A 26,073-nucleotide genomic window follows, 5' to 3' on the forward strand; every position below is an offset into this window, starting at 1 on the left:
GTAAGCAAGGAAGCCACCTCCTACTTAATTTTATTCAAGTGAAGTAAGCATTCTAATACTCTAACAAAATTCTACATTAGCAACCACCTTTTTATATATTATATGCATACATAAAAAAGATATTTATCATTATGATAATCTAATTCATTTCCATCAGTCAAATAGTTCTAAATCTTAAGATAAAACGTTTTTATATACACGATATATTCTTCACAGCTTCATTTCGTGAAAAAACACTTTCTTTGCCGATTCCACACTTCTTTTGTCACACTAGAAGGGAACTTACTTCATAGATCGAAATCATTCAACAGGATATATATAGGAGGGATTATTTTGGAATATAAAACACCATTTATCGCAAAGAAATTAGGTGTTAGCCCAAAGGCTGTTGCCCGGATTGCACAACAATTAAATCTTACGATAGAAAAAAATAAAAATGGTCACTTTATTTTTACACAAGAGGATTTAGATCAAATGTTAGAATTCCATCTTTCACAAATAGAGCAATCTCAAAACTCTCAACCTACTCAAAAAACATCATCAAATGATGTTGAAGAATTAAAAACTCAAGTAAATACAATTGTTCAAGACAAATCATCACATGAATTTGAGCAATTAGCCGCTCAATTAAATACCATTACAAGAAGGCTAGATCGAATGGAAGAACAAATGCAAGATAAAGCAAATGATGTTGTTACGTACCAACTTTTACAACATCGCCGTGAAATGGAGGAAATGTTAGAGCGAATCCAAAAGCTAGAAGCTTCCCTCAAGAAAGAAGAACCAATATATATTACTCCCGATTTAAAACCAACATATGAACTGGAAAAGAAGCCGAAGCGCCGCAAAATGATTTTTAGTATATTTGGATTATAATTTTTAGACCCTTATTAAAATAATAAGGGTCTTTTTTCATGAAGAATGACTTCATATTAAAATAGCATTCTCTTTATTATATATATTCATTTCGCTTTATTTTGTTAACATAATATTCTTACTGTATTCTGCGATTAATGCCTGTGCATGAGCATTCCCTTGAATCACATCGCGAAATTCTTTTAAAGAATACAAATGCGTAGCCCCTTTTCGGGCATGAATTCGCACTGGTACACCTTGTAAAGTATCATGAAACTGAAATGGCTTATCTACCGGTTCAATTGGGAAACCGAGTGTTAATAAATACATATACATTCTTTTTGTCACTGCTGCAATATACCATTCTGCTTTCGTTTCTAATGCATGCATAAATAAAATAGCTGTTAGTCTTTTGAAGTGTCCTCTCCCACGAGACGTTTTCGCAATACTTAACTTGCCTATTTCATACACATTTTTCAAATCTTTCACTAAATCATTTTTAGAAAACGGATAGAAAAACTCAGAATTCGATTGCTCTGGTTCCGTATACTTAATACATTCTACTGTACCAATATGATGTTCATCTTCTATTAATAAAAATCGTGATGGATTTAAATTACGTTCTACGAACATTAAGTTTCTTTCTTCACAAAAATCTCCCCATAGTTGCTCGAACCAAAAATGTTCTTCCTTTGTTTGAACACGCTGGAACATATTTACCCGCCTTTCCCATCGCTGCTCTGTTTTTTGATAACGCTTTCACTATCTATCATATAAGAACAAATCTTCGTATGCAACTAAAAATATTTATGACTTATTATATTCTGCAAAACGAATTAAATTCCATCTTAATCGTCTTTTATCCCTCATGTACCGTTCTTCTAACAACATATTTATATTACTTTCAAATTCAAATCGTATAAAGCGGTCTTCCATACAGCATATATTTCTTCTTAATTTAAAAAAATCCTTTATAAAAAAGGATTTTTTATTTCTTCATGCTTTTTAACCACCTCTCAAAAATTTTTACCATTCCGTGTTTTCCGGCTAATTTCTCTTCCCCTTGTTTCGTTTTATATGGATATAATTGCAAGAACACACCACATCCAGACTCAATTTTTTTACTATGCATATGACTTCCTGGATATACACAAATAACTTCATAAATGGCCCTTCGATAATAGACTCTCTTTCCATCCTGTTCTTCTACATATTTTATGGACCAGTACTTATACATTTGCTCAGTTGCTTTCGTATTTCCAACGTGCTGAAAAATGTTGTACATGGGGCTATACTTCACTTCAATAATAATAGAAGATTGATATACGTATTTCCCTTCTTCCTTTACATAACAGTCTAAGCGAATGTCTGGCTTCTTCGTATCTTCTCCATTATAAAAATTACTCCCTTTACTTAATGCAATAAGAGGATGAGTTTCAATTAAATCATTAAATGCAACATGTACTCTAATATCATCTTGGTGTAAAACTACTGTCGTTCCATCCTGTAATCCATCTACATAAAAATGTTCTTGAATTTGTTCACGAATGGAATTTCTGGCCTCAAAACCAATTTGCTCTAACATGGAAATAACGATAAAAAAAGCGTAATATTCATACACTAAAAATGTTGGCTTATAAACAAATAATAATGATGGAGATTGATCTGTATATTGTGGAAGTACATCTAAATGCTGTAGTAGTTGTTGATGTGGTATCGGTAAATTATGTGAGTACATGTTACCTGTTTCGGAAACTTCTCTCCAAAATGGAGAATGCATTAAAGTTTGAAAGTATTGTACACTTTCATGTACAAAGTGCGCTAATATTTTATATTCTTGTATCTTCATAGAGCTTTTTCGCAAATCCGCCTCTTTTAGTAAATGTATATTTTTATATTTTTGTTTCTCTCTATCCGTCACTGATCCATTACGCTCAATTGTTTGTATAATCGTTTTTACAGCTTGAAACTCTTCTGATTTCTTCTTTTTTGCTCTTTCTAATATTTCAATTGTTTGACGTAAAAAACTTTCAGCTTCAAGTAAATAGAAATAAAATTGCATCGCTTTAAATTTAAGAAATGCATTTTCCTTACTATTTTTTTGTTCTATAAACTTACGATTATAATATTTTGCATACGGTTTTCTTTCCGCCACTATGGCTCCTTTTCTCGTTGCTTTCCGCTCTTTTTCTTCCCATTTATATTCATGTATAAATTTTGAACTCGATTCTATTTTCTTAAAAATTTGCTTTATCTTTTTCATTTTTTGCGGCAGCTTTCTAAGTAACACTAAATAAGAAGAATCTTCAATATCACTAAGTGCAGAGAAAGTCTTTTTATAATAACCTCTATCTAATATCAACTCATTCAAAATTGACTTTACATAGTTTTGAATCATTTCAAATTGATCATCAAAAAAATTTTTGGGAACGATTTGAAATGCGCCATAATACGTTCTATCTTCTATATTCACTTCAAAATGATATAATCCACAACGCCATGGATAAAAGAATTCCGTTTTTCCATGTTCATATATTAATACCTTTTGTTTTTTTTCATTTATTTCATATTTTGACTCTTTTATATTTTTCTGTCCCTCATATACTTTATTCCATATAAAAGTAATATTCATTGGACTTTCATAATGGTAATGCAATCTAATTGGTTTTAATTCTTGTACTTTATAAATACATTGAACTAATGCTGTAGTAGATGTACAAAGACGATTTAATAAAATATATTCCCCTTTTGCCTCAGTTCCAATAATTAACTTTAATACAAAAGGGAGTGTTTCTTTCGTATCAACAATTTCTGTTTCATATCGCCCTTCATTTTGCATAGCCATACAGCTCCAGTTCTCTACGCTTTTCTCTTATATATGCTAAAGAGTGTTCAAATGTAGATACTCTGTTTGCAAGTGGCGATTGCAAAAGAGGTAGTAATGTCGCCCCCCTTTTTACGTCTTCAGAAAGTAAAGACCCAACCATCATTTCAGTCCCTCTTATTTTCGTCAATACACGTTGCTTGATTTGTAAATCAAATCCCTCTTCTCTACTGATCATATAGGAATGATTATTTTGGAACGGTATATTTTGCAAGTAAGTAGCGATTGCGTTTGCACATCGAAATGAAATTCCCTTTGACATATCATGTGAGGACAATACAACATGTAACTTATCTAATAGTTCTAACTCTTCTTCAGAAAACACCTCAATCATCGCTTTATTCCTGACCCAGCTTATACGAAATTCTCCTGCAGTTACTTTCAGAGGTGGTTGTAATACAATTTTCTCTTGTTCCATACACATCTCACAAAACGGAATCTTTTGTAACGTTATTAAATTCGTCCGATCTAATAATCGATCTGAGAGTTCTTTCGTTGTTTCATCAAAATTTACTGTACCTACAAATATAATATTTTCACCAATTTCAATTGTTGATGGAATTGGATTTTCTTTTTCTTGTACACCTTCATACAAATTTAGAATACGGTTTTGCTTTTCAAGTTGAAGAACAGATAGAAATGGAGTAAACCAATGCTCAATATGTGACATATTCATTTCATCAAAAACGATTATATATAGTTGATTTTGATTTTCTTTTGCCTTCATTAACGCCCTAACTAATTTTGTTTCACTTTCAATAAAAGTACCATTTGGGTGAAGATAACCAAGTAAATCATGTGGTTCTTGATACGATGGTGAAATCGGAATCCAAACCAATTCTTCCCCATACTGTAATCCAAGTGCTTCTGCATAAGCTTGCACAAATCGGGATTTCCCAGCGCCTGGTATACCACCTAGAATCGTCAACATATTTGTTTTCGCACTTATATGGAAATTATAAATGTCCGTTTCATCCAAATATAGCCCTTTATTACGTACAAAACTTTTTACATACTGTAAAAAGACGGATTCACGCTCATCCCATTCCCATTCATCCTTGTGCACTTTTATTTCCTCTACCTCTACATGCTTACCTTCTTCAGTCATTCGTTTTTTTAATTGCTCATACATATGATTGCTTACAAAATACAATTGATCTTCTACCGCTATTTCCACATACTTCATCCAGTCATTTAAGTCTATAAACTTACATTCCCGCTGCTGTTCAAAATATGCGATTGAACTAATTGATGATGACTTTAAAGATATATTTCCATATAACCTTCCATCGTGCCACAATAATTCGGGAGGCTCAAAGTCTTTCGGATATTTTGGCATTAGAAATGACAAATAGCCATTTCCAAGTTTTCTTTCTAAAGACTCTCCTTTTTTGTATTCGGAAACTTTAGGTACTGGAATCATTTTATAGCCATTGGCCATTTCTCGTGGTTCTTCTGCACAAATTAACTCCACGTATATATGTCCTCTTTCATAATAGAGACGAAACATAACCAGTTGCTTTTCTAATTTTCTTTTCTTTAATTCCGAAAAGACTTTTTCATTCTTTTTATTGCTACATAAACCTTCAAATACGTATGGTTCATTTTTTAATTGCTCTTGTAACGTGAATGGTATTGGCGATAGGCATTGTACAAAGAAGTTCTCTCCATTCTTCTCTCTCTCTGCTTTTGTAAACTTTCCGATAAACCTCATATAGTACATTCTTTTTATAAAACTTGGCTGAAGAGCTTTATGTAATCTCACCTTCGTCACCTTCTTTTTTTCATACTATTCTTATTGTATGAAAGAAACGAAAAACTAGAAACAAAAAACCTGACGTTATCCGCCAGGTTCAAAATGAAAACGTATATTAATGAGATGGAAATGCTTTTTTCTCTTGTAAAATGGCATTATGAGCAATTTTCATTTTAGCAAGTACATAACGTAATCGATCTTCAGCGTTTTCATCTGTATTTTTCTGTAATTCCGCCAAATTCTCTACAGCACTCGCTAAATTTTCAATCACTCCTCGTAGTTCAGGATGATGATTAAAAAAGGATTCTTGCACTAATACTTTCCTTACTTCACTCGCTAAATCAACAATTCTGTTCAACTGTTCTTTTTCTTCCATTTTCATCCCTCCTGAATATCTTATGTAGTAAATATTCTCTAGACAAAGAAAAAAGCCCTTTATTTAAAAGGACTTTTACATTTTTATATTTCCAGTTAATAACATACAAAGTGATGTGATAGCTGCGATAACAATTGCCCACATTACATATCTCTCAATACCTTTAAAACAACGATTTCCTTTTTCTTTTCTTGCATACATGTAAACAATAATCCCGATTCCATACACGATTGAAACAAGCAATAAATTTTTCAAACCTGCTGCATATAGAAGCCATATAGAATAAATAGAAGCAATTAAAGCTAACGAGCCGTTTTTTACTTTTGCATCTTTTAGTTCGTTTGTGATAACTAATTTAAATTGGAATAACGCTGATAATAAATATGGTACTAAAATTGATGTTGAAGCTATGAAATACATAATTTGATATGTTGATTCTGAAAATAGAACGATTATAAATATAATTTGGGCAACGCAATTTGAAATCCATAATGCCATATGTGGCGTTTGTTTTTTATTTGTTTTCGTAAAGACTTTCGGAAACACGCCATCTTTTCCTGCTACGTGGGAAATTTCAGAAACAAGTAAAAACCAGCCTATTAATGTACCTACAAGTGATGCAACTAACCCAATGTTAATCGCAACTGCGCCCCATGTCCCAACAACATGTTCTAATACATGTCCCATTGATGGGGTTTCTAACACGGAAAGCTCGCCTCTTGTCATCGCTCCCATAGACAAGACAGAAATTAAAATATAAATAGACATTACTAAAATAAGTCCAAGTACTGTCGCTTTACCAACATCTCGGCTATTTTTCGCTCTACCAGATAATACAACCGCTCCTTCAACCCCAATGAAAACCCAAAGAGTTACAAGCATTGTATTTTTCACTTGACCAAGTATAGAGGAAACTGATATAGTTCCTTCTCCCCAAAAATCATGTGTAAACGTATCCCAGCGAAACGCTGTTACCATTACAACAATAAATAATACGATTGGAACTAATTTCCCTATCGTTGCGATAACATTCATAATAGATGCTTCACGAATTCCAAATAAAATTAGAAAATGAAGTGTCCATAATAAAAGTGATGCTCCAACAATAGACGCAACATTATTTCCACCTTTAAAAATGGGGAAGAAATAACCTAATGTACTAAACAGTAACATGATTGTTGCAACGTTTCCTAAAATTCCTGCTAGCCAATATCCCCAAGCACTGTTAAATCCGATATATTCTCCGAAACCAGCACGTGCATAACTATAAATTCCGCCCTCAAGCTCCGGTTTTTGTCTTGCTAACGTTTGATATACGAGCGCGAGTGGAATCATTCCCATCGCTGTAATACACCAACCAATTATTATAGAGCCGCTATTTGCTCCTACTGCTAAATCATGCGGTAAACTAAAAACACCGCCACCAACCATCGTTCCGACTACTAATGCAATTAATGGAAAAAACCCTAACTTCTTTTCTATTTGTACCACCCCATCTGTCATTCTAGGTGTTATGTTCGTTCAACTATTAAAGTCACCTTTTTCTCTAATAGACGTTTCTCTTATATTTTTTCAGGAAAACATTACTTATTCTAAAAGAAAATGAAGAAAAATGGAATACTTTTTTGAAAAAATGTATAAGTATGCACAAAAAAACCGTTCATTTTGTAATGAACGGTCATTTCATACAAATAAATTTGTATATTTCTTGTAAAATTAACGAAGTAAATTCTCTTTTTGTAAAAATTGTTTCGCAACTTCTTCACTACTTTTTCCATTTACATTTACTTCATAATTCATTTTTCGCATTTCTTCATCTGTAATCTTCCCAGATAATGTATTTAATACTTTTTCAAGTTCAGGATATTTCTGTAACGTTTCTTTTCTTAATAATGGTGCACCTTGGTACGGTGGGAATAACCCTTTATCATCTTGTAGCACTTTAAGTCCATACTGCTCAAGTTCACTATCAGTTGAATATGCATCGATTACGTTAACATCCCCTGATTGAATTGCACTATAACGTAGTTTCGGTTCCATCGTTTTCACATTTAAAAACTTATAGTTATATAATTTTTGCATTCCTTTATAACCGTCTTCACGATCAGCAAATTCTAATGTGAATCCTACTTTAGCCTCCTGTGCAATTTTTCCTAAATCAGAAATTTTATTTATATTATTTTGATCTGCTATTTTTTTAGGCATAGCTAGTGCATATGTATTGTTATACTCCATCGGCTTCAACATAACCATATTATATTTCTTTTCCATTCCAATGCGAGCCTGCTCATATACTTCATCCCGATTTGTACTTTTTGGTTCTTCTTTCACGAAAGTAGATAAAGCTGTTCCTGAAAATTCAGGGTATATATCTACTTCTCCTGATTTCAATGCTTCAAATACAAATGCTGTTTTTCCAAGACCTGGTTTTAATTCTACGTGTAAATCGGTATCTTGTTCAATAAGTTGCTTATACATTTGAATTAAAATTTCAGGTTCTGATCCAAGTTTGCCAGCAATAACAATATCTTTCTTTTGTGTGTTCCAAAGAAAGGGAGAAGCAATCATTATACAAGTAATACATATCGTCAATATAACACGCTTAGAAGAGCGTTTCGGACTCTCAAGCACCCGAAGTACTACATCAAAGAATAAAGCTAGTAACGCGGCTGGTACGGCCCCTAAAATGATAAGCGCATGATCATTTCGATCGATACCAAGTAATATGAGTTTTCCGAGCCCACCAGCACCTATAAGAGCTGCTAATGTAGCCGTTCCAACAATTAATACCATCGCCGTACGAATACCGGCCATAATAATTGGTAATGCAAGAGGAAGCTCTACCTTCCACAGTCTTCTCCAGCTATTCATCCCCATAGCTCTCGCTGCTTCGATTAAAGATTCATCTAACTCCCTTATTCCTGTATATGTGTTTCGTAAAATAGGTAATAGTGCATACACAACTAATGCAATAATAGCCGGAAGTTTTCCAATTCCTACTAACGGAATTAAAAGTCCGAGTAATGCAAGTGATGGCACTGTCTGCATAACCGCAGAAGTTCCTATTATAAATTCAGCCATTCGTTGTTTTCTCGTTAATAAAATGCCAAGTGGCACCGCAATAATTACTGCAAAAAATAGTGAAATAAGCGATATTTGTAAATGCTCACTTAATGCAGCTAGTAATTCTATTTTTCGCTCTTGGAACGTTTGTATAAAATCAGTCACTGTTTAGCCTCTTTCCTTCATTTGTTCAACAATGTAATTAACAATATGACGACTTGTTAAAGCTCCAACATATTGACCATTTTCTTCAACTGGAACGACTTCGTCAGCTCGTACACGAACTAAAGCTTCTTGTAAAGAAGAATGCAATGATAGTGTATCCCCTTCTATCCGCATACTTTTATCAAGTGGTAATACATCTTCTATACTTTTCCCCTCATACCAAGGTCGCCCACGATTTCCAATGAACTCCTCTACAAACTCATTTTTCGGATTATGTATAATACCTTCTGGTGTATCTAATTGAACAACTTTTCCTTCTTTCATAATACAAATACGATCTCCAAGCGATAACGCTTCTTGCATATCATGCGTTACGAACACAATTGTTTTTTGAATCTTTTTTTGCAATTGTACGATATCCTTCTGAAGCTGTTCCCTACTTAATGGATCTAACGCACTAAACGGTTCATCCATAAGAACGATTTTCGGGTTTGCGGCTAATGCCCTTACGACACCAACGCGCTGCTTTTGCCCTCCTGACAATTCATCAGGCATACGATCGCGATATACGTCTGGATCTAGCCCGACCATCTGTAGCAACTCATCGACACGAGCTTTTATTTTTTCTTTGCTCCATTTTCTCATTTCAGGAACAACTGCAATATTTTCTGCAATTGTCATATGCGGAAACAAAGCGATTTGCTGCAATACGTATCCTATATTCCAACGCAATTCATTAATATTATATTGTTGAATATCTTTTCCATCGATTAAAATAGATCCTTCAGTCGTTTCAATTAAACGGTTAATCATTTTCATTGTCGTTGTTTTCCCGCAACCACTCGGACCAATGAGAACAAAAAATTCTCCCTTTTTAATTTCTAAATGCAATGAATCCACTGCTTTCGTGCCATCTTCATACGCTTTTGACACATGATTAAATTGAATCACAAATACAACTCCTTTAATGTTGTTTCCTTTATTTTGATGGAATACGGCATTCATTTCAAATGATACGCTTTATAATTAAAAAAGAGCTCAAATTTGAGCTCTAACGGTCGAACAATATTGTTTTCATTATTGCAGCATATTCACGTACATACATTTTTTTCTTAGAGCGCATTGGTGTTTCAGCAGCTAGTGCCTCCATCTTCATGCCTAAACGCTTTGCGATTATTTTCGTTCTATATAAATGATACGTATTACTTACAACTACCGCATGTTTCACATCATATAAATCCATACTAAACTTTACATTCTCATACGTATTTGTAGATTGATCTTCTATTAAAATACGATTCTCATCTATACCATGTACCATTAAATAGTTTCTCATACTGTGAGCTTCTGGTATATCTTCATCTTCTCCTTGACCACCTGAAACAATTACTTTCGCTTCAGGATGGGAAAATAAATATTCCAACGCTACATCCAAACGGTTTTTCAGAGATAATGACGGTCTATCTCCAAATAACTTTGCACCTAATATAAGAACGTACGGAGAGTGATTACTCAATTTTTCACGAGCAACTTTCTTCATTCGAAACGTCATATAAAGAATGTATAGTGACGGTAGTAATAAGATTATAAGTAATATCCATTTGTTCATAAATAAGTTAACACTCCCTTTCTTTTTATTATATAGAAAAAGAAAGGGAGGCAGAAGTATTTTTTAAACGAGTGATTTATTCGGAACATCCGCTCCGAGTTTACGTTGTGATATCACATAATAAAGAGCGATTCCTAATGATAGGATCAATATACAGCTTAATAGGTAAAATGGGAGCATTACCCCAACTTTAGAAACACCAGCTGTAAACAGCATTAATAATACAATTCGTATTCCTGTACCAATTAATCGAAATAAGCTGTCTACACGTCCCATTACTTCATTTGGAATTTCCTCCATCATCAATACATTTCTTGCTACTCTTGTACCCGCATTTCCAATTGCATGAAAAATTGCAAGTCCATATAACAACATTACGGAAGGTTCAATAATCATTACGGTAATTGAAATTACATATATGAGCATCGTCATGACGATTGAAACTTCTGTCTTTACATATTTCATCATAATTGGAATACTTATTCCCGCAAGAACCGCTCCGACACCGTACATCATACCTTCTATTGCGTATACAGAGGCACTGGCTTTTAATAGATCTGAAATATATACCGGGATTAAATAATTTGCCATCATGACACCGATAAACGGCATATAAGTCGCCAGTAAAAACCAAAAGAACTTCGGACGCTTTTGCATAAAGTGAATCCCTTCGAACAATTGCTTCTTAAATGTTACTTTCCTTTTTACTTCCTTTTTCTTTACGTACGGTATACATAAGAAAAGGAAAAATGCTCCTGCAAAAGTTAACATATCTACTAACAAAATCCATTTTAAAGAAATGATTTCAATAAGGAAGCTAGCAGCCGCTCCTGAAATAACTTGAGTTAACTGTCCTTGTATTTCCATTGTTCCACTTAAATTTTTATAATGTTCTGCTTGAAATATCTCTTGGTTAAACGCAAATATTGTAGGATAAAATAATAAATAGTAAAATGACCCTGCTATATATATAAGAATATAGTGAATAGAATGATAAGGTTGCCCAGTAAATCCCCATATAGCCATCATCCCTATAATGACTATCCCAATACCTTCATTACATAATAATAAAGATTTTCTTGAAAAACGATCAATACTCTGCCCGATAAACGGTGTTAATAAAAACATAATAAGAGTTGCGATGATGGAGACATAACCAAACGTTGTCTCTCCTCCATTCTCTTTAATTAACAACCACGGAATCGTTATCATAACAATACCGGAACCAATAGCTGATAGACTATTGGCCCCTAGAATGAAATACAAGCGTGAATCTTTATACAGAGATGACATATCACTCAACTCCTAGTTGTTTTTTCACCTCTTTATATACGCTCATATATGCTTTTAATTCTTTAACTAAATCATGAATTAATGGTTTTGCATCTTCTCCCAGTTCACCGTCTTGTACATGAAGTCCATCAAGCACAACTTGTTTTGGGATTGCATTTGCGTACACCCCTCTAGCAACAATACGCATATTGTTTAATGCGTTAATGCCACCTTTACCGCCTCCAGCAACTGCAAGTAATGCGACAGGTTTATGAACAAATTCACTACTGCTTAAGTAATCTAACGAATTTTTCAACGCCCCACTCATTGCATTATGATATTCAGGTGTACATAGTACTACACCGTCTGCAGTTTTCACTAATGCCTTTAATTTTTTTACCGCTTCTAATTCACGTTGTGATTCTTCCCCGTTATATAAAGGCAGTTCCTCTACTGATAAATCGTATAACTCCCCTTCAAATTGATCAGCAATATATTTTGCCACCACACGAGTTCTACCGAATTTTCTTGGCGTACCGTTAATAACGACTAGTTTCATAATTATTTCTCTCCTTTGTTTTTCAGTTATACTTATATATTATCAGAAATTTCTATACAAAACACAATATAAAGAGGGAACTAGCTTGATAAAATAGTATGATAGACGAAAAAAAGAACTCATACGAAAGTATGAGTTCTTCACAATTACTTTTCCTCCTCTTTATGACACAGTATGCCTATGTTTCCTTTTGCTTCAAAATGGTTATACGCTTTTTCTGCTAATTTAATACGCTCTTCTGGTAAGGCTACATATTTCATAATATTTTCTATTATTTTTTCGTACGGAGTAAACACAATTCCTGGCCACTCTATCTCGTCCTCTCGATTACTATTTTCCGAAATAATAAATTTCTTATTTGCCACTGCATAAGAAACTCGAGGTGTTTCAAGAATTCCTGATAAGTAAAAATGAATATTTAATATAATTTTAGACCTAGCGATTAACTCATTTCTAACAATTCCCCACGCATTATTTTTAAAAACAATATTTAAATTCGGGGCAACTGCTTTTAATTGATCCAAAATAGCTTGCCGCCTCGGATTAAGAGCACCTATAAACAGTATATCGATGTCTTCAGTAATCTCATCTTCAAATGCATCTTTTTTTATTTGCAAAGTTGGGGCATAGTTCATTCCTATATGCCTTATTTCTTTTCCTACACCTTTTTGTTTTAACCATGCTATATTTTGTTTACTATAATCCCAAATTTCCTTATCTTTTAATAACATTAAATAAAGGGGGTGCGCATAAGGGCTTCCTTCATATAGCTGTTCTAGATTATAAATAATTGCATTTTTCGGAAGTAGATTCGGGTTATGCGCATATGTATGCGCTCCAAAAACAATTGTATTTTTCACATTTTCTAGTATTGTTTCTGAAATAATTGCTGTATTTCCCTCCTGCTCTAATCGCCATTTCAAAGCTCGTGCGACATCTATGAAACTACCATACGTCTTTGGGCATATAAAAAGACAATAATCATATTCTTTATTTAAATAAGCTTCCATTAGCCTTAAATTATTTTTATACAAATCCACATCCGGATATTTAAGTAAAAGCTCATTTGCATGTTTTTTTGCTACTTTATATAATCCAGCATAATAAGCAGCAATGCACCTTCTTAATTCAATTCTTTGCCGATGCTCATCTGCTACGTCCATGTCTAAAAGAAGATTTGCGATACAATACGCTTTTAAATGATCACGATCATAATAATAATCTAGTAGTGGCATCAATTCTTCATACGTATTTCCATGCACAGATTCCCCTAGTTCTAGCGCCCATCGTATTAATTCCATTATTACTCCACTACTCCTTTAACCGAAATTGTATTTAATAAAATTTCGCATTACTTTCTACCATATTTGCTATATGCAACGGTAACTCTTCTTTTTTCGATTCCAAAAATTTTTGTGACACTGCACCTAAATGTTTTTTATGCGGTATATAAAAAGCACTTATAGAAATCTCATAGTCAAATAAGTAATCATACACATGATAATCTACAAATAGAAGATCATTATTCGGAAAAGGAACTTCCTTACCTTGCAACGCATACATCAAAGCAATATTATTTTGAGATTTTAATCGATACATTCTTGCAAGTTGGTATAATGGTTCAGCCCTAGTTGGTCGATATTCCCACGCTTTTTGAAAATAAAGAATTGCTAATGCTGTATATTGTTCTTCTTGCTTCTTCATAGTTTCTTTTTCATCCGCTTCTGTTACTTCATGTTGCTGATTTGCCGAACGGTTTGCTAATTGTTCATAACAAAATCCTATTCGCAATAACGAATAGAACACCTCTTCAACCCATCCCCCTGCTTCCACTCTTTTTTTGTACCATTTAATCGAATCTTCAAATTGACTTAAATGAAAATAAGTTTGGGCTAAATAAAATAAATATCTTATATGCAAATCTGGCGTTGTTTCTGGATCACTAATCCCTTCTAACAACAACCTCTCATCTCTCTCGAATTTATCAGCTTTACTCCCACCATCCCCAGGGTCGTTAACGACAAGCGTCTCTAACCTTGCTACTCTCGTATTGTAATTCGCACCAACTTTGGAACGATCTATATCCCAATACTCATGAGTAACACCGACAGATTTCCATGGTAAAGAAGCTTTCAAAAGGCGTGTAAGCCAATACTTAATATGAATATCATATTGCAATGTAAGATAATGGTCTTCCGTTAAACTAGTCTTATCAAACTCAGGATCAACTTCTAATATCATATCTGCATCTAATATTAATAAATAATCTGCTTCTGGATATGTTTTTTGTGCCAATGAAACAGCTAAACTTCTGTTATAACCAAAGTTTTTAAATGGTTCATGATGAACTGTTCCTGGGATTTCATTTTCTTTACACCAATTTTCAATAATTTCAGGTGTATGATCAGTTGATCCCGTATCACAAATAGAAACAAAGTCTACAATTGATTTTGTAGCATTTAAACATCTTTCCATAATTCTAGACTCGTTCTTAACAATCATACAAAGACATAACTTTTTTTCTTCCCCTGCATTCTTCACTTGCTCATTTCCCATTTAACCACCTCATATTTTATTAACACGCTCTTTTCATATGTAACACCACTTCATAGCTACACTGATGACATAATCATCCTTTTACTATTTATGAAAATTTCATTTTATTTATTCTTATTTTTATGTTGGGACATCTTTCATGCTTCCCTTTATATTTGATACAATTAGTACAAATACACAATGATTGAATGGTATTTTTAAATTAGAAATTTCTTACACTATAAAAAAAGAAACTTGTGCCTATGCACAAGTTTCTTTTCAAAATCATTTCCTATTTTTTCACAACTTCATGTCCACCGAACTGATTACGAAGAGCTGAAACTACTTTTCCGTGGAATGTATCATCTTCTTGAGAACGGTAGCGCATAAATAATGACATCGCGATTACCGGTGCTGCCGCTTGAAGTTCAAGTGCCGTTTCCACAGTCCATTTCCCTTCTCCTGAAGAATTCATCACACCTTTAATGCCATCTAGTTTTGGATCATCTGCAAATGCCTTTTCAGTTAAGTCCATTAACCAACCGCGGATAACCGATCCGTTTGCCCATACTTTTGCAACATCTTCATAATTGAAATCAAAATCACTTTTATCTAATACTTCAAATCCTTCAGCAATTGCTTGCATCATACCGTATTCAATACCGTTATGAACCATTTTTAAGAAATGACCACTTCCGACGCGGCCTGCATAAGAATACCCATTTTCTACTGCTAAATCTTTAAATAAAGGTTCTAATTGATCGTAAATTTCTTTTTCTCCACCAACCATTAAGCAAGCACCGTATCTAGCTCCTTCTACACCGCCTGATGTTCCAATATCTACGTAATGTAAACCAAATCTTTTCGCTTCTTCCGCACGGCGTAACGTATCTTTATAGAATGAATTTCCGCCTTCAATAACGATATCGCCTTCCTCTAATAATGGATATACATCTTTTAATACTGACTCTACAACTTCTCCCGCAGGTACCATTACCCAAATTGTACGAGGAGCTTCTAGTTCAGCAATCATTTCTTTTAATGTATAACGAGCAGTAATCCCTAAAGCCCCTGCTTTTTCAACAAGTTCCTTATTAACGTCATATACAACTATTTCATGCTTGTCTTCATATAAATGTTCTGCTAATGGGAATCCCATTTTTCCTAATCCAATTAAACCTAGTTTCATATTCATCAATCTCCCATTCTATACAAATATATTTAATAACGAAATTAGTCCAAGTGCTACAACAGATAATATCGTCTCCATTGCAGTCCATGTTAATAATGTTTCTTTCACAGTCATTCCAAAATACTCTTTAATCATCCAAAATCCAGAATCATTTACATGTGATAAAATTAATGACCCTGCACCTGTTGCAAGTGCTAGTAGTTCAACATTTACACCTGGTGTACTTGCTGCAATCGGTGCTACAATTCCAGCTGCTGTCATCATAGAAACGGTAGCAGATCCAGTCGCAATTCGGATAAGTGCCGCAATTCCCCAACCTAATAATATCGGTGAAATATGAGATTCTTTCGCCATTTCTGCGATTGTCGTTCCAATTCCAGAATCTAATAATACTTTATTAAACGCACCGCCTGCACCGATAACTAACAGTATGTTCGCAATTGGTCCTAAACAATCATTTGTAAATTGTAATACTTTATCTTTTGAGAAACCTTTTGCATAACCAAGACTAAAGAAAGAATATATCGTTGCAATTAATAACGCGACTATTGGATCTCCAATGAAGTGCAATACTTGTGCAAGTTGACTTGTTTTGCTTAGCCCTACTTCCGCAATCGATGCACCTAGCATAAGAAATACTGGAAGTAAAATAGTAAACAATGTATTTCCGAAACTAGGAAGTTCCTTCTTCTTATCTCTTTCAATAAATTGCTCCGCTATATCTAATGGTACTTCTTTATGTATACGAGCACCGATCCATTTCCCGTAAAGCGGACCTGAAATGATTGCAGTTGGAAGTCCGACAATTAATGCATATAAAATTGTTTTCCCTACATCTGCTTTAAAAATACCTACCGCTGCCATCGCTGCTGGATGCGGTGGAACGAGTCCGTGTACAACAGATAGTCCTGCTACTAGCGGAATACCGATTGTAATAAGTGATACCCCTGTTTCTAACGCAATTGTAAATACTAATGGAATTAATAGTACAAATCCAACTTGGAAAAACACAGGAATTCCTACTAAAAATGCAACGAACATCATCGCCCAGTGAACACGTTTCTTCCCAAAACGATCTATTAATGTGGTAGCAATTCGTTCAGCACCGCCAGATTCGGCCATCATTTTTCCAAGCATCGTTCCTAATGCTAAAACTATCGCTAAAAACCCTAACGTATTACCAAGCCCTAGTTTAATAGAATCGATAATCCCTGGATCTTTTGGTGAAGTTCCAATCAATGGCATTCCCATTGCTAGCCCTACACCAATTGCTGTTAATATTAACGCGACAAACGGATGCCATTTTACTACCGTAATAAGTAAAAGTAGTATGACAACTGCCGCTAGTACGATTCCAACTACCATTTCTCCCAATCCCCCTATTGTTTACGTTGGAAAGCAGCTATACAATCAAATTCTTCTTTCAAGCGATTGTAAAGTCGTTCATACATATAAAACATTTCTAAATATATAGCCGTATTTTCTTTGTTCGGTACATGATGATGAACAATATCAATCCAATCCTTTACCTCTTCAAGAGAATCAATTTTTCCTACAGCATATAAAGCAACTGCCGCTGCCCCAAGCGCAGATGCTTCATGACTTTCAGGAACAAGCAATTCTTTTCCCATCATATCGGATAACATTTGTCTCCAAAATGCAGATTTCGCAAAACCTCCTGAAACACGTATTTCAGTAAGTGGCCCTGTACAATCCCTGATTGCGAGTGCAACAGAATATACGCTCATACAGACACCTTCCATGACTGCACGTATAAAATGTTCTCGTTTATGCTGAAGGTTTATTCCAAAGAATGTACCACGAGCATTTGCATTCCAGTAAGGTGCACGTTCTCCAGATAGAAACGGTAAAAATAGCAATCCACCCGCTCCAGCTGGTACACTTTCCGCATATTTAATTAATAAATCATACGGATCAATGCCAAGCTTCCTTGCAACTTCTTGTTCTGGGCTACCAAATTCATCACGTAACCATCTCAGTAATATTCCGCCGTTATTCGTTGGTCCGCCGATCACCCAGTGCTCGTCTGTTAATGCATAACAAAACGTTCTTCCTTTTTCATCTGTATGAACACTTGATGAAATTGTTCGAACCGCACCACTTGTACCAATTGTAATTGCAGCTGAGCCAGGCGATATTGCCCCAACGCCTACATTCGCAAGAACACCATCACTTGCACCAATAACAATTGGCGTATCTTCACGAATGCCCATCTTTTGTGCTAATTCAGGTTTCATACCCGATAAAATATATGTAGTTGGCACAGGTTTTGATAATTGTTCTGGTGACATATGTAACATCGTTAAAACTTCTTTATCCCAGTTTAATGTTTCTAAATTAAATAACCCAGTAGCAGATGCTATTGAATAATCCACTAAGTAACGTGAAAACAATTGATAAATAACATACTCTTTAATGGAAATAAATTTATAAGCGCTCGCATATAATTCTGGCTCTTCCTCTTTCATCCACAATAATTTAGAAAGCGGCGACATCGGATGAATTGGTGTGCCTGTTCGTCTATAAATGTCATGCCCATTCATATGTTGTAATAATTTTTCCGATTGTTTCGTACTTCTATTATCTGCCCAAATGATAGAACGCGTTAATGGTGCACCTTTTTCATCTACTGCAATTAATGCGTGCATTGCTGTACTAATACCGATTGAAGAAATATCCTCTGGTAACACCTTACCCTTTTCGATGGCAACGCTTACAGTTTTATATACAGCAGCACATATTACATCAGGATCTTGCTCAGCCCATCCGACGTTCGGTTGAATAATTGGATAATCAACTGCATGTGACGCAACGACTTTTCCTTTTTCTGTAAACACAACCGTTTTTGTACTTGTGGTACCGATATCAATCCCGATTACTCTCCCCCTTGTTTCCATGCGAATCTTCCCTTCATTTCTAGCAAAATACGATCTAGTAAACCGTTTACATGAATTAGTATATAAAATATTTTTTCATTAATCAAGTTTTAAAAAGAAAATTTTTTTCATAACAAAAAATAAATCCCCCTCATTCCATTTCACTTACATACTAAATTTAGATTTTCCGTGCGGTAAAGTTGCATTATATTCGTTTCGCAACACATTCTTTTTCTTTCATTAACAACACATATATAGTCCTTCCGTACGTTCTACTCATTTGCCTGAAAAAGGAGTTGTACAGCAACTACCTACGCAATGGAAATTTTGTGCACTTTGCTCGTTTTTATTGTATTAAGTTCACTCGTCCTTTTATCTTAATAGTCTTAGAGTGCGGATCCTACTATCACTTTATTAACTTGTAAATATATGTTACATACTATAAAATCTAATAGCATTTATATTTTTCAGAAAAATAAAACAATATTTCAGACTTTATTGTATAATGTTGTAAAAAGATGTCGGAGGGATTTAATGTTACATAAAATATCTCAATTCACAATTAAGCTTTCATCCATTCTTTTATCACTGTTACTATTATTAAATTTACCTTATTTATTTATCACTCAACAAGGATTCACCTTTCAACCAATTTATTTTTTTAACCAGATCGTTACTATGTTAAAACAGGTTTTCTCACCTGAATCATTGTTGGTTATAGGATCAGACCCAAAGTTTGGTCATTTAAAAACAACACCATTATTTCCAACTGTTTTAGAACCTTATCTATATTCGTTTATTGTATTATTTGTGGCCTTTTTGCTTGCGCTCTTTATCTCATCTAGCATGGCATTTTTTTATTTTTTAGCAAAAGATTATATAAAAAAATGGATAAACCGAATTGTGTTCATATTAGAAGCTGTCCCTGATATGATGATGATGATTTGTTTGCAAATATTTTTCATTTGGGTACTTAAGAAATTTGGGGAAGCTCCTTTCACCATTATTTCTTTTAATGAAAATCGCGCTTATTTACTTCCTATTTTATCTTTAGCGGTCTTACCTACATTACAAATGTTTCGGATGATGGTTTTATACATAAAAGAAGAACATGGAAAACATTACGTAGAGGTTGCATATGGAAAAGGTCTTTCATCAAGTTATATACTATGCATTCATTTATTCAAAAATACATCTATCCACTTCTTCTACCATTTAAAAACGATTTTTGTTTTCTTACTTTCTAACTTATTCATTTTAGAATTTGTTTTTAATATGCAAGGTATTATTCAATTTTTATTTAAGAAGGCGTTTATTTCACCTCCCGCTGCATTTATTATACTTGTCATGATTATTTTACCGTTTTATGCCATTTTTCAAATAATTTCTCTCATGATGAATAGATGGCAAAAACAATTGAAAGGAGCAGCTTTATGAAATCTATTTGGAAATCAAAACGCTTTTTAATCGGCTTTACTTATTTATTCATACTTGTTTCAGCTAGTTTTATTTATAGTTGGTTCTTTAAAGATAACATCCCAAAACCTCCTCAGTTACTTTACAATGACAATAACGAATTGCTTGGAAAGGCTCCCTTTCCACCATCATTAATACCGCCTTTTGGATCGGATCGTTTTGGAGAGCCTGTTTTCTTACAAATTATAGAAGGAGCAAAATTCACTATCTTATTAGCTGTGGCAATTAGCTTCTTTCGAATTTTATTCGGAACATGTATAGGAATCCTCTTAAGTTTATATGCTCCAAAATTCAAGAGATTTTTCCAGGCATGCTCAGAAGTTTTTTACTATATTCCTACTTTATTTATCGCATTTATACTCATCACGCCCGTTAATATTGTAATAGTATCAAATGCTGATAGATTAGATCCAAATATTTCATTTGCGTTTTATCAAGTACTCGTACTTATTTTCGTCGCTCTGCCTACACTTTCTTTATATATATCCTCAGAGGTTGATGAATTTATGAAACAAGATTACATTTTAAGTTCACAATTACTGGGTGCTAGCCGTTTTCATATTTTCAAAAAACACTTACGAGTCTTATTACTTGACCGCTTATTTGTGTTATTTATGGAACATATCGTTCAAGCTCTCATACTCGTTATCCATTTAGCGTTGCTTGATATTGTAATTGGTGGGATACAAATGCGTGAACTCTATGACGGAGTACTCAAACCTGTTTCTCTATCGAATGATTGGGCAGGCCTTATTGGATTAAATCGTTATGAAATGAATATTTCATGGTGGATTATTTTGTATACTCTCGTTTCATTCTTTATTACGATTCTATTTATAAAGCTTATGACAATCGGGATTCAAGATGCACTGAAAGCAAGGGATTCGCAAGTTGTAGCAATTCAAACCGTTCCAAATCATAAAAAATTTGTTAAAAGTAAAGATTCTTTTTCGTTTGTAGATAAAGTGAACCTTTAATCCTTTCTCGTTAGTCGACATTGATAGTAGTGGAATGCAAAGAAGATGATTCCTGTTGAATGCAGGGATCATCTTCTTTCTGCCGTCTAACTTTTTTACATGTCTTTAGCTAGACTCATGCTTTTTATATTTAAAATGAATTATTTGCAATCACAATTATGCTGTTTAAAATCGATTACCATACGTCCTTGAATTCTACCTTGTTCCATTTCTTCGAATACATTTTGTACTTTATCTAGAGAACATGTTTGAACAACCGGCACTACCTTGCCTTCTGCACCGAACATAAATGCCTCCTCTAAGTCTTTACGAGTACCGACTAGAGAACCAACTACTTCAATTCCATCTAGTACAAGTCGCGGAATGTTTAAATCCATAGTTTCTACTGGTAAACCTACTGCAACGACTTTACCACAAGCACGTACTGCATCAACTGCTGAGTTGAATGCTACTTTAGAAACGGCTGTTACTACAGCAGCATAAGCACCACCAAACTCATCTTGAACTATCTTATCAGCAGGACCTTGAGAAATTGGATTGATAGTCATATGAGCGCCAACCTCTTTTGCTAACGCTAATTTATCGTCATTAATATCTACTGCAATTACCTTTGCACCAAATACGTTTTTAGCATATTGGATAGCTAGGTTACCTAATCCACCACAACCATAGATGACGATAGGTTGACCAGGTTTAATGTCTGATACTTTTATTGCTTTATATGTAGTTACGCCCGCACATGTGATAGATGATGCTTGAGCAGGATCTAATCCTTCTGGTACTTTCACCGCATAGTCAGCTGTAACAATACATTGTTCTGCCATACCACCATCTACTGAATAACCAGCATTTTTAACTTCACGGCAAAATGTTTCTCTACCAGTTACGCAATATTCACAACGTCCACAAGATTGGAACATCCATGCAATACTTACACGATCACCTATCTTTAGTGAAGTAACATCATCAGCAATTTTCGTCACAATACCTACACCCTCATGACCAAGAATACGGCCATCTGTGTTTCCAAAATCATGATTTGCAACGTGTAAATCAGTATGACAAACCCCACAATACTCTACATCTACTAACGCTTCACCTGAGTGTAACGGACGTAATTCCTTTTCAATAACTTCAATGTTTGCTTTACTATTTTTATTAACTACTACTGCTTTCATATGTGATCTCCCCTTTAGTGTTTTAGAATTTTAATGAGTACATCTCAAAACTTCTGTCTTCACTGATTTGGCTAATCATTATGCCAACTTTAAATGTTCAATCATCATTACACGTTCATCATAACATGTAATTTTAAAAGCTTATTGTTAAATATTGAACAATATTTGAATTATTAACCAAATGTTTTCTTACTATATTTGAAGGGAAAACTGAGATTTCATCTATGTATCGTTTATTAGAATTCAAGATGTGGAGTAATAAATAAAGATTTTTTAATATAGGAAAGTATTATCATCATATTTCCAAAAAAATTATACCGAGTAAACCTAGATTATATATCATCAAACTATTGACCAATATAAAAAGCCCTTCAATTGAAGGACTTTTTATATTCGTTTCATTGAAATTGTTTCACGTATACTTTGTAAATTTTGCAACGTCTCTTCTTGGCGTTGTAACGATAACCCAACGTATAAAGTATCTAACAAACTTAACTGTGCTAATCTTGATGAACTTGCTTCTGTACGGAATTCCGTCTCACGTGTTGAAGTATACAAAGTAATATCAGCAAGTTGACTTAATGCTGATTTCTGATAGCTCGTAATTGCAATAATGTGAGCTCCCCTTGCTTTTGCTACTTCTAACGCTTCCAGTAACCCTTTATTGCTACCAGAATGTGAAATTGCAATTACCACCGCTTCTTTAGTAAGTAAACCCGCACCCATAATTTGAAAATGTGAATCTGTATGAGCAATACAAGAAATACCCGTTCTCATAAATTTATGATATGCATCCATCGCAATAATACCAGAACCACCATTTCCATAAAACTCAATACGACTTGCATCTTGCAATACCTTTACGGCTTGCTCTAGCGCTGTATCATTTAACAAATGCAATGTATCTTGCAGTCCTGTAATATGCGAATGAAAAACTTTTTTAGCAACAGTTACCATACTATCGTCTGCCGATACTTCTTCATGAATATTTTGCATAGGAGTATGTACAATTTCACGAGCTAGTGTAATCTTTAAATCTTGAAACCCTTGAAAACCGAGGTGCTTACATAAGCGGAATATCGTAGCTTCAGAACTATTCGTAACTTCAGCTAATTCTGTAATAGATTTATGTACAACATCTTGTGGATGTTTCAATATATGTTCGGCAATACTTCGCAATTTTGGTGATAAACCGTTTAACGAAGCTTGAATTTTTCCAATCCCACTTCTTGTACCTGGCATAGCATATCTTCCCCTTCCATCGTAGTTTTATTGTACCTAATTATAGAAAGAAGAAAAACCTTTATTTAGCACTACTATAAATTAAAACTTTAATCAGTGAGAGTATTGTACATCTACCACTAATTATAGCCTGCAAATAGCGGGATAAATTTTAAATACTCCTATGTATTCTGTCGTAACATGATACATAATTATTCATACTTATTATTTCCCCCGTGTTTCACCGCATATAACGCAGCTTGCGTGCGATCATCTACTTCCAATTTAGCTAAAACATTTGAAACATGTGTTTTTACAGTTTGTTCCGTAATATGAAGCTCTGCTGCAATTTCCTTATTACTTCGCCCTTTCGCAATTTCACGAAGTACTTCTTGCTCTCTTTTCGTTAACATGGAAAAAGGGTTCTCTTTTTCTTTCTTGACTGCTGACCGTCCGAATAGTGCTGGTGTTACTTTCGGATGAAAATTTGCATTTCCTTCATGTACTGCAATGATAGAAGCAACAAGTTGCTCAGGTTGTACTTCTTTTAATTGATAACCATCTGCTCCAGCTTCCAGTGCTGGTAAAACATAATCTTGCTCTGAAAAACTGCTTAATATAAGTATCTTTATTGTTTCATCATATTGTTTTATCCGTTTTGTTGCTTCTATACCATCCATCTTCGGCATTGATAGATCCATTAATACTACATCTGGTCTTTCCGTTTGAATGAATGTTAATGCCTCTTCACCATTTTCTGCTTCCCCAACTATTTCAAATTCTTCTCTCGTTTTTAAAAAGAATACAAGTCCTCTTCGAACGATATGATGATCCTCAACTAGTAGTAATTTAATCTTCAATCTTCTTCTCCCCTTTAAACCGGCAATTGAATTTCAATTTTTGTTCCCTTTTTCAGCTCAGTTTTTATTTGAAATGATCCCCTCATTAACTGAATACGTTCCTTCATACTTTTTAAACCGAGCGCTGACTCTCTTACGTGATCTTGTATAAATCCTATTCCGTTATCCTCTATGTAAAAATACAACTGGTTATTTTCTATTTTTAAAAGAACATTTACCTTTTCACATGAAGCATGTTTTTTACAATTATGTATTGCTTCTTGACTAATACGCCATAAAACTTCTTCTATTTCATCTCCAATTGAAACCATACCATCAATTCGAACTTCCACGTGGACCCCTAACAACTTTCCGTAATTTTTAATTGCTTCTGCTAAACCTTTCTCTAATCCTTCCGGTCTTAATTGCCAAATTAAAAGTGTCATTTCTTGTAATGCTTCCTGTGATAATTCTCCAATATAGCTCAACATCTCTTGCAAGTCTCTATCTTGCGTCATATTTAAAGTACCTTTTGCTGTTAGCATAATAGAAAATAACAATTGTTTTACTGAATCATGTAAATCACGTGCAAGTCGATTTCTTTCAGCTACCACTACATATTTACGTTCTTTCTCTACTAACTGAATACGTTGTATTGTCGTTCCTATTTGAAATGCAATTGATTCTAGTAATGCTAATTCTTCCTCTGAAAAATGTGTTTTTTGAGGTGAGGCCACATTTAATAGACCAAACTTCTCCGATCCAGACCTAAGGGGAATTGTCGCATGATGCGTAACATCTTCGGTCTCTCCCCAATTACATTCAATCGCACCCTCTATCCGCTTACATTCAATAATATTTGTCGCTTTTTCTAATCTCCCATTCACAAAACGCTCTACACACCAGCAGTCTCCTTCACACATCGGCTTCTTCTCTTGCCACGTAAGAGCCGGTGGTAAGTTTTCATCTACAAGCATACGGTGCTTTCCACTTTCATCGATAAAAAATATCCACCCTGTTTGTAAATTCATAACTTGTAACAATGTATGTAACACTTTTTCTAACATGTCCTGTAAGTCTGTTGCTTCATTTAATAATTCAGCAATTGCTTTTAATGCTTCTAAACGATGCATCTCTTTTTCTTCAAAGTTCATTCTCATCACCAACTACCATTATAACATTAAGAAATTTCTAAATTCTACAAATAAAGAAAGAACCG

General features: G+C 34.2%; 22 protein-coding genes. 3 read left to right on the plus strand and 19 right to left on the minus strand.

The window, feature by feature from the left end; genetic code table 11:
* Nucleotides 1–333 precede the first annotated feature (333 nt).
* Entirely contained in the window at nt 334–876 is a 543-nt protein-coding gene (gene racA / locus MKO96_RS03600; RefSeq protein WP_240586692.1) for a chromosome-anchoring protein RacA, read from the plus strand.
* 96 nt (nt 877–972) lie between these two features.
* On the opposite strand, the gene MKO96_RS03605 is transcribed toward racA, so the two are convergent.
* From MKO96_RS03605 to gntK, 15 genes are all read right to left on the minus strand, one after another.
* Nucleotides 973–1,569, minus strand: a complete 597-nt coding sequence (locus MKO96_RS03605; RefSeq protein ID WP_000487799.1) for a hypothetical protein — start codon at nt 1,567–1,569, stop codon at nt 973–975.
* A gap of 274 nt (nt 1,570–1,843) precedes the next feature.
* Nucleotides 1,844–3,694: a hypothetical protein gene (locus tag MKO96_RS03610; RefSeq protein ID WP_240586693.1), complete on the minus strand. Its 1,851-nt coding sequence runs from the start codon at nt 3,692–3,694 to the stop codon at nt 1,844–1,846.
* Complete coding sequence (locus MKO96_RS03615) at nt 3,684–5,504, minus strand: AAA family ATPase (protein WP_240586694.1); 1,821 nt, start codon at nt 5,502–5,504, stop codon at nt 3,684–3,686. The genes MKO96_RS03610 and MKO96_RS03615 overlap by 11 nt, the downstream gene beginning before the upstream one ends.
* 106 nt (nt 5,505–5,610) lie before the next feature.
* Nucleotides 5,611–5,871, minus strand: coding sequence for a LemA domain protein (locus tag MKO96_RS03620; protein ID WP_240586695.1), 261 nt, complete (start codon nt 5,869–5,871; stop codon nt 5,611–5,613).
* Between the two features lie 75 nt (nt 5,872–5,946).
* Nucleotides 5,947–7,374 carry a basic amino acid/polyamine antiporter gene (locus MKO96_RS03625; RefSeq protein ID WP_240586696.1) on the minus strand — a complete coding sequence of 476 codons (1,428 nt, stop codon included), beginning with the start codon at nt 7,372–7,374 and terminating at the stop codon, nt 5,947–5,949.
* A 213-nt stretch (nt 7,375–7,587) separates the two neighbouring features.
* Nucleotides 7,588–9,099: an ABC transporter permease/substrate-binding protein gene (locus tag MKO96_RS03630; RefSeq protein ID WP_240586697.1), complete on the minus strand. Its 1,512-nt coding sequence runs from the start codon at nt 9,097–9,099 to the stop codon at nt 7,588–7,590.
* Nucleotides 9,100–9,102: 3 nt separating this feature from the next.
* The gene (locus tag MKO96_RS03635) at nt 9,103–10,050 is read right to left on the minus strand and encodes an ABC transporter ATP-binding protein (protein WP_087980311.1); all 948 of its coding nucleotides are present in this window, start codon (nt 10,048–10,050) and stop codon (nt 9,103–9,105) included.
* Nucleotides 10,051–10,150: 100 nt separating this feature from the next.
* Nucleotides 10,151–10,708: a YdcF family protein gene (locus MKO96_RS03640; protein ID WP_240586698.1), complete on the minus strand. Its 558-nt coding sequence runs from the start codon at nt 10,706–10,708 to the stop codon at nt 10,151–10,153.
* A gap of 63 nt (nt 10,709–10,771) precedes the next feature.
* Nucleotides 10,772–12,001: an MFS transporter gene (locus tag MKO96_RS03645; protein ID WP_240586699.1), complete on the minus strand. Its 1,230-nt coding sequence runs from the start codon at nt 11,999–12,001 to the stop codon at nt 10,772–10,774.
* A gap of 1 nt (nt 12,002) precedes the next feature.
* Complete coding sequence (locus MKO96_RS03650; protein ID WP_046955699.1) at nt 12,003–12,539, minus strand: NADPH-dependent FMN reductase; 537 nt, start codon at nt 12,537–12,539, stop codon at nt 12,003–12,005.
* A 146-nt stretch (nt 12,540–12,685) separates the two neighbouring features.
* Nucleotides 12,686–13,840 (minus strand): CgeB family protein, encoded by a 1,155-nt coding sequence (locus tag MKO96_RS03655; protein WP_240586700.1) that lies wholly within the window; start codon nt 13,838–13,840, stop codon nt 12,686–12,688.
* A 34-nt stretch (nt 13,841–13,874) separates the two neighbouring features.
* Nucleotides 13,875–15,095 carry a tetratricopeptide repeat-containing glycosyltransferase gene (locus tag MKO96_RS03660; protein WP_240586701.1) on the minus strand — a complete coding sequence of 407 codons (1,221 nt, stop codon included), beginning with the start codon at nt 15,093–15,095 and terminating at the stop codon, nt 13,875–13,877.
* A 271-nt stretch (nt 15,096–15,366) separates the two neighbouring features.
* Nucleotides 15,367–16,263, minus strand: coding sequence for a phosphogluconate dehydrogenase (NAD(+)-dependent, decarboxylating) (gnd, locus tag MKO96_RS03665; protein WP_087980306.1), 897 nt, complete (start codon nt 16,261–16,263; stop codon nt 15,367–15,369).
* 18 nt (nt 16,264–16,281) lie between these two features.
* Complete coding sequence (locus MKO96_RS03670; RefSeq protein WP_064477346.1) at nt 16,282–17,631, minus strand: GntP family permease; 1,350 nt, start codon at nt 17,629–17,631, stop codon at nt 16,282–16,284.
* Between the two features lie 14 nt (nt 17,632–17,645).
* Nucleotides 17,646–19,184 carry a gluconokinase gene (gntK, locus tag MKO96_RS03675; protein ID WP_240586702.1) on the minus strand — a complete coding sequence of 513 codons (1,539 nt, stop codon included), beginning with the start codon at nt 19,182–19,184 and terminating at the stop codon, nt 17,646–17,648.
* Nucleotides 19,185–19,697: 513 nt separating this feature from the next.
* Between gntK and MKO96_RS03680 the strand changes: the two genes are divergently transcribed.
* Nucleotides 19,698–20,600, plus strand: coding sequence for an ABC transporter permease subunit (locus tag MKO96_RS03680; protein WP_240586703.1), 903 nt, complete (start codon nt 19,698–19,700; stop codon nt 20,598–20,600).
* A complete protein-coding gene (locus MKO96_RS03685; protein ID WP_240586704.1) occupies nt 20,597–21,616 on the plus strand; it encodes an ABC transporter permease in 1,020 nt (339 codons plus the stop codon). The genes MKO96_RS03680 and MKO96_RS03685 overlap by 4 nt, the downstream gene beginning before the upstream one ends.
* 140 nt (nt 21,617–21,756) lie before the next feature.
* Here the strand turns inward: MKO96_RS03685 and adhP are convergent, their stop codons facing one another.
* The 4 genes from adhP to casK all read right to left on the minus strand — a co-directional run bounded on the left by adhP (nt 21,757) and on the right by casK (nt 26,008).
* Entirely contained in the window at nt 21,757–22,794 is a 1,038-nt protein-coding gene (adhP, locus tag MKO96_RS03690) for an alcohol dehydrogenase AdhP (protein WP_240586705.1), read from the minus strand.
* Nucleotides 22,795–23,181: 387 nt separating this feature from the next.
* A complete protein-coding gene (locus MKO96_RS03695) occupies nt 23,182–24,036 on the minus strand; it encodes a MurR/RpiR family transcriptional regulator (RefSeq protein ID WP_240586706.1) in 855 nt (284 codons plus the stop codon).
* A 191-nt stretch (nt 24,037–24,227) separates the two neighbouring features.
* The gene (casR, locus tag MKO96_RS03700; protein ID WP_000694651.1) at nt 24,228–24,875 is read right to left on the minus strand and encodes a two-component system response regulator CasR; all 648 of its coding nucleotides are present in this window, start codon (nt 24,873–24,875) and stop codon (nt 24,228–24,230) included.
* 14 nt (nt 24,876–24,889) lie between these two features.
* Nucleotides 24,890–26,008 (minus strand): two-component system sensor histidine kinase CasK, encoded by a 1,119-nt coding sequence (gene casK / locus MKO96_RS03705; RefSeq protein ID WP_483298314.1) that lies wholly within the window; start codon nt 26,006–26,008, stop codon nt 24,890–24,892.
* Nucleotides 26,009–26,073 lie beyond the last annotated feature (65 nt).

Origin of the sequence: Bacillus sp. ES1-5 (genome assembly GCF_022487605.1) — a bacterium.
Lineage (GTDB): Bacteria > Bacillota > Bacilli > Bacillales > Bacillaceae_G > Bacillus_A > Bacillus_A wiedmannii.

What these genes read in the sequence shown, in the direction of transcription:
- MKO96_RS03605 (WP_000487799.1), bottom strand. Translation starts at nt 1,569, where the DNA reads ATGTTCCAGCGTGTTCAAACAAAGGAAGAACATTTTTGGTTCGAGCAA.
- MKO96_RS03610 (WP_240586693.1), bottom strand. Translation starts at nt 3,694, where the DNA reads ATGCAAAATGAAGGGCGATATGAAACAGAAATTGTTGATACGAAAGAA.
- MKO96_RS03620 (WP_240586695.1), bottom strand. Translation starts at nt 5,871, where the DNA reads ATGGAAGAAAAAGAACAGTTGAACAGAATTGTTGATTTAGCGAGTGAA.
- MKO96_RS03625 (WP_240586696.1), bottom strand. Translation starts at nt 7,374, where the DNA reads ATGACAGATGGGGTGGTACAAATAGAAAAGAAGTTAGGGTTTTTTCCA.
- MKO96_RS03640 (WP_240586698.1), bottom strand. Translation starts at nt 10,708, where the DNA reads ATGAACAAATGGATATTACTTATAATCTTATTACTACCGTCACTATAC.
- MKO96_RS03645 (WP_240586699.1), bottom strand. Translation starts at nt 12,001, where the DNA reads ATGTCATCTCTGTATAAAGATTCACGCTTGTATTTCATTCTAGGGGCC.
- MKO96_RS03650 (WP_046955699.1), bottom strand. Translation starts at nt 12,539, where the DNA reads ATGAAACTAGTCGTTATTAACGGTACGCCAAGAAAATTCGGTAGAACT.
- MKO96_RS03655 (WP_240586700.1), bottom strand. Translation starts at nt 13,840, where the DNA reads ATGGAATTAATACGATGGGCGCTAGAACTAGGGGAATCTGTGCATGGA.
- MKO96_RS03660 (WP_240586701.1), bottom strand. Translation starts at nt 15,095, where the DNA reads ATGGGAAATGAGCAAGTGAAGAATGCAGGGGAAGAAAAAAAGTTATGT.
- gnd (WP_087980306.1), bottom strand. Translation starts at nt 16,263, where the DNA reads ATGAAACTAGGTTTAATTGGATTAGGAAAAATGGGATTCCCATTAGCA.
- MKO96_RS03670 (WP_064477346.1), bottom strand. Translation starts at nt 17,631, where the DNA reads ATGGTAGTTGGAATCGTACTAGCGGCAGTTGTCATACTACTTTTACTT.
- gntK (WP_240586702.1), bottom strand. Translation starts at nt 19,184, where the DNA reads ATGGAAACAAGGGGGAGAGTAATCGGGATTGATATCGGTACCACAAGT.
- MKO96_RS03680 (WP_240586703.1), top strand. Translation starts at nt 19,698, where the DNA reads ATGTTACATAAAATATCTCAATTCACAATTAAGCTTTCATCCATTCTT.
- MKO96_RS03685 (WP_240586704.1), top strand. Translation starts at nt 20,597, where the DNA reads ATGAAATCTATTTGGAAATCAAAACGCTTTTTAATCGGCTTTACTTAT.
- adhP (WP_240586705.1), bottom strand. Translation starts at nt 22,794, where the DNA reads ATGAAAGCAGTAGTAGTTAATAAAAATAGTAAAGCAAACATTGAAGTT.
- MKO96_RS03695 (WP_240586706.1), bottom strand. Translation starts at nt 24,036, where the DNA reads ATGCCAGGTACAAGAAGTGGGATTGGAAAAATTCAAGCTTCGTTAAAC.
- casK (WP_483298314.1), bottom strand. Translation starts at nt 26,008, where the DNA reads ATGAACTTTGAAGAAAAAGAGATGCATCGTTTAGAAGCATTAAAAGCA.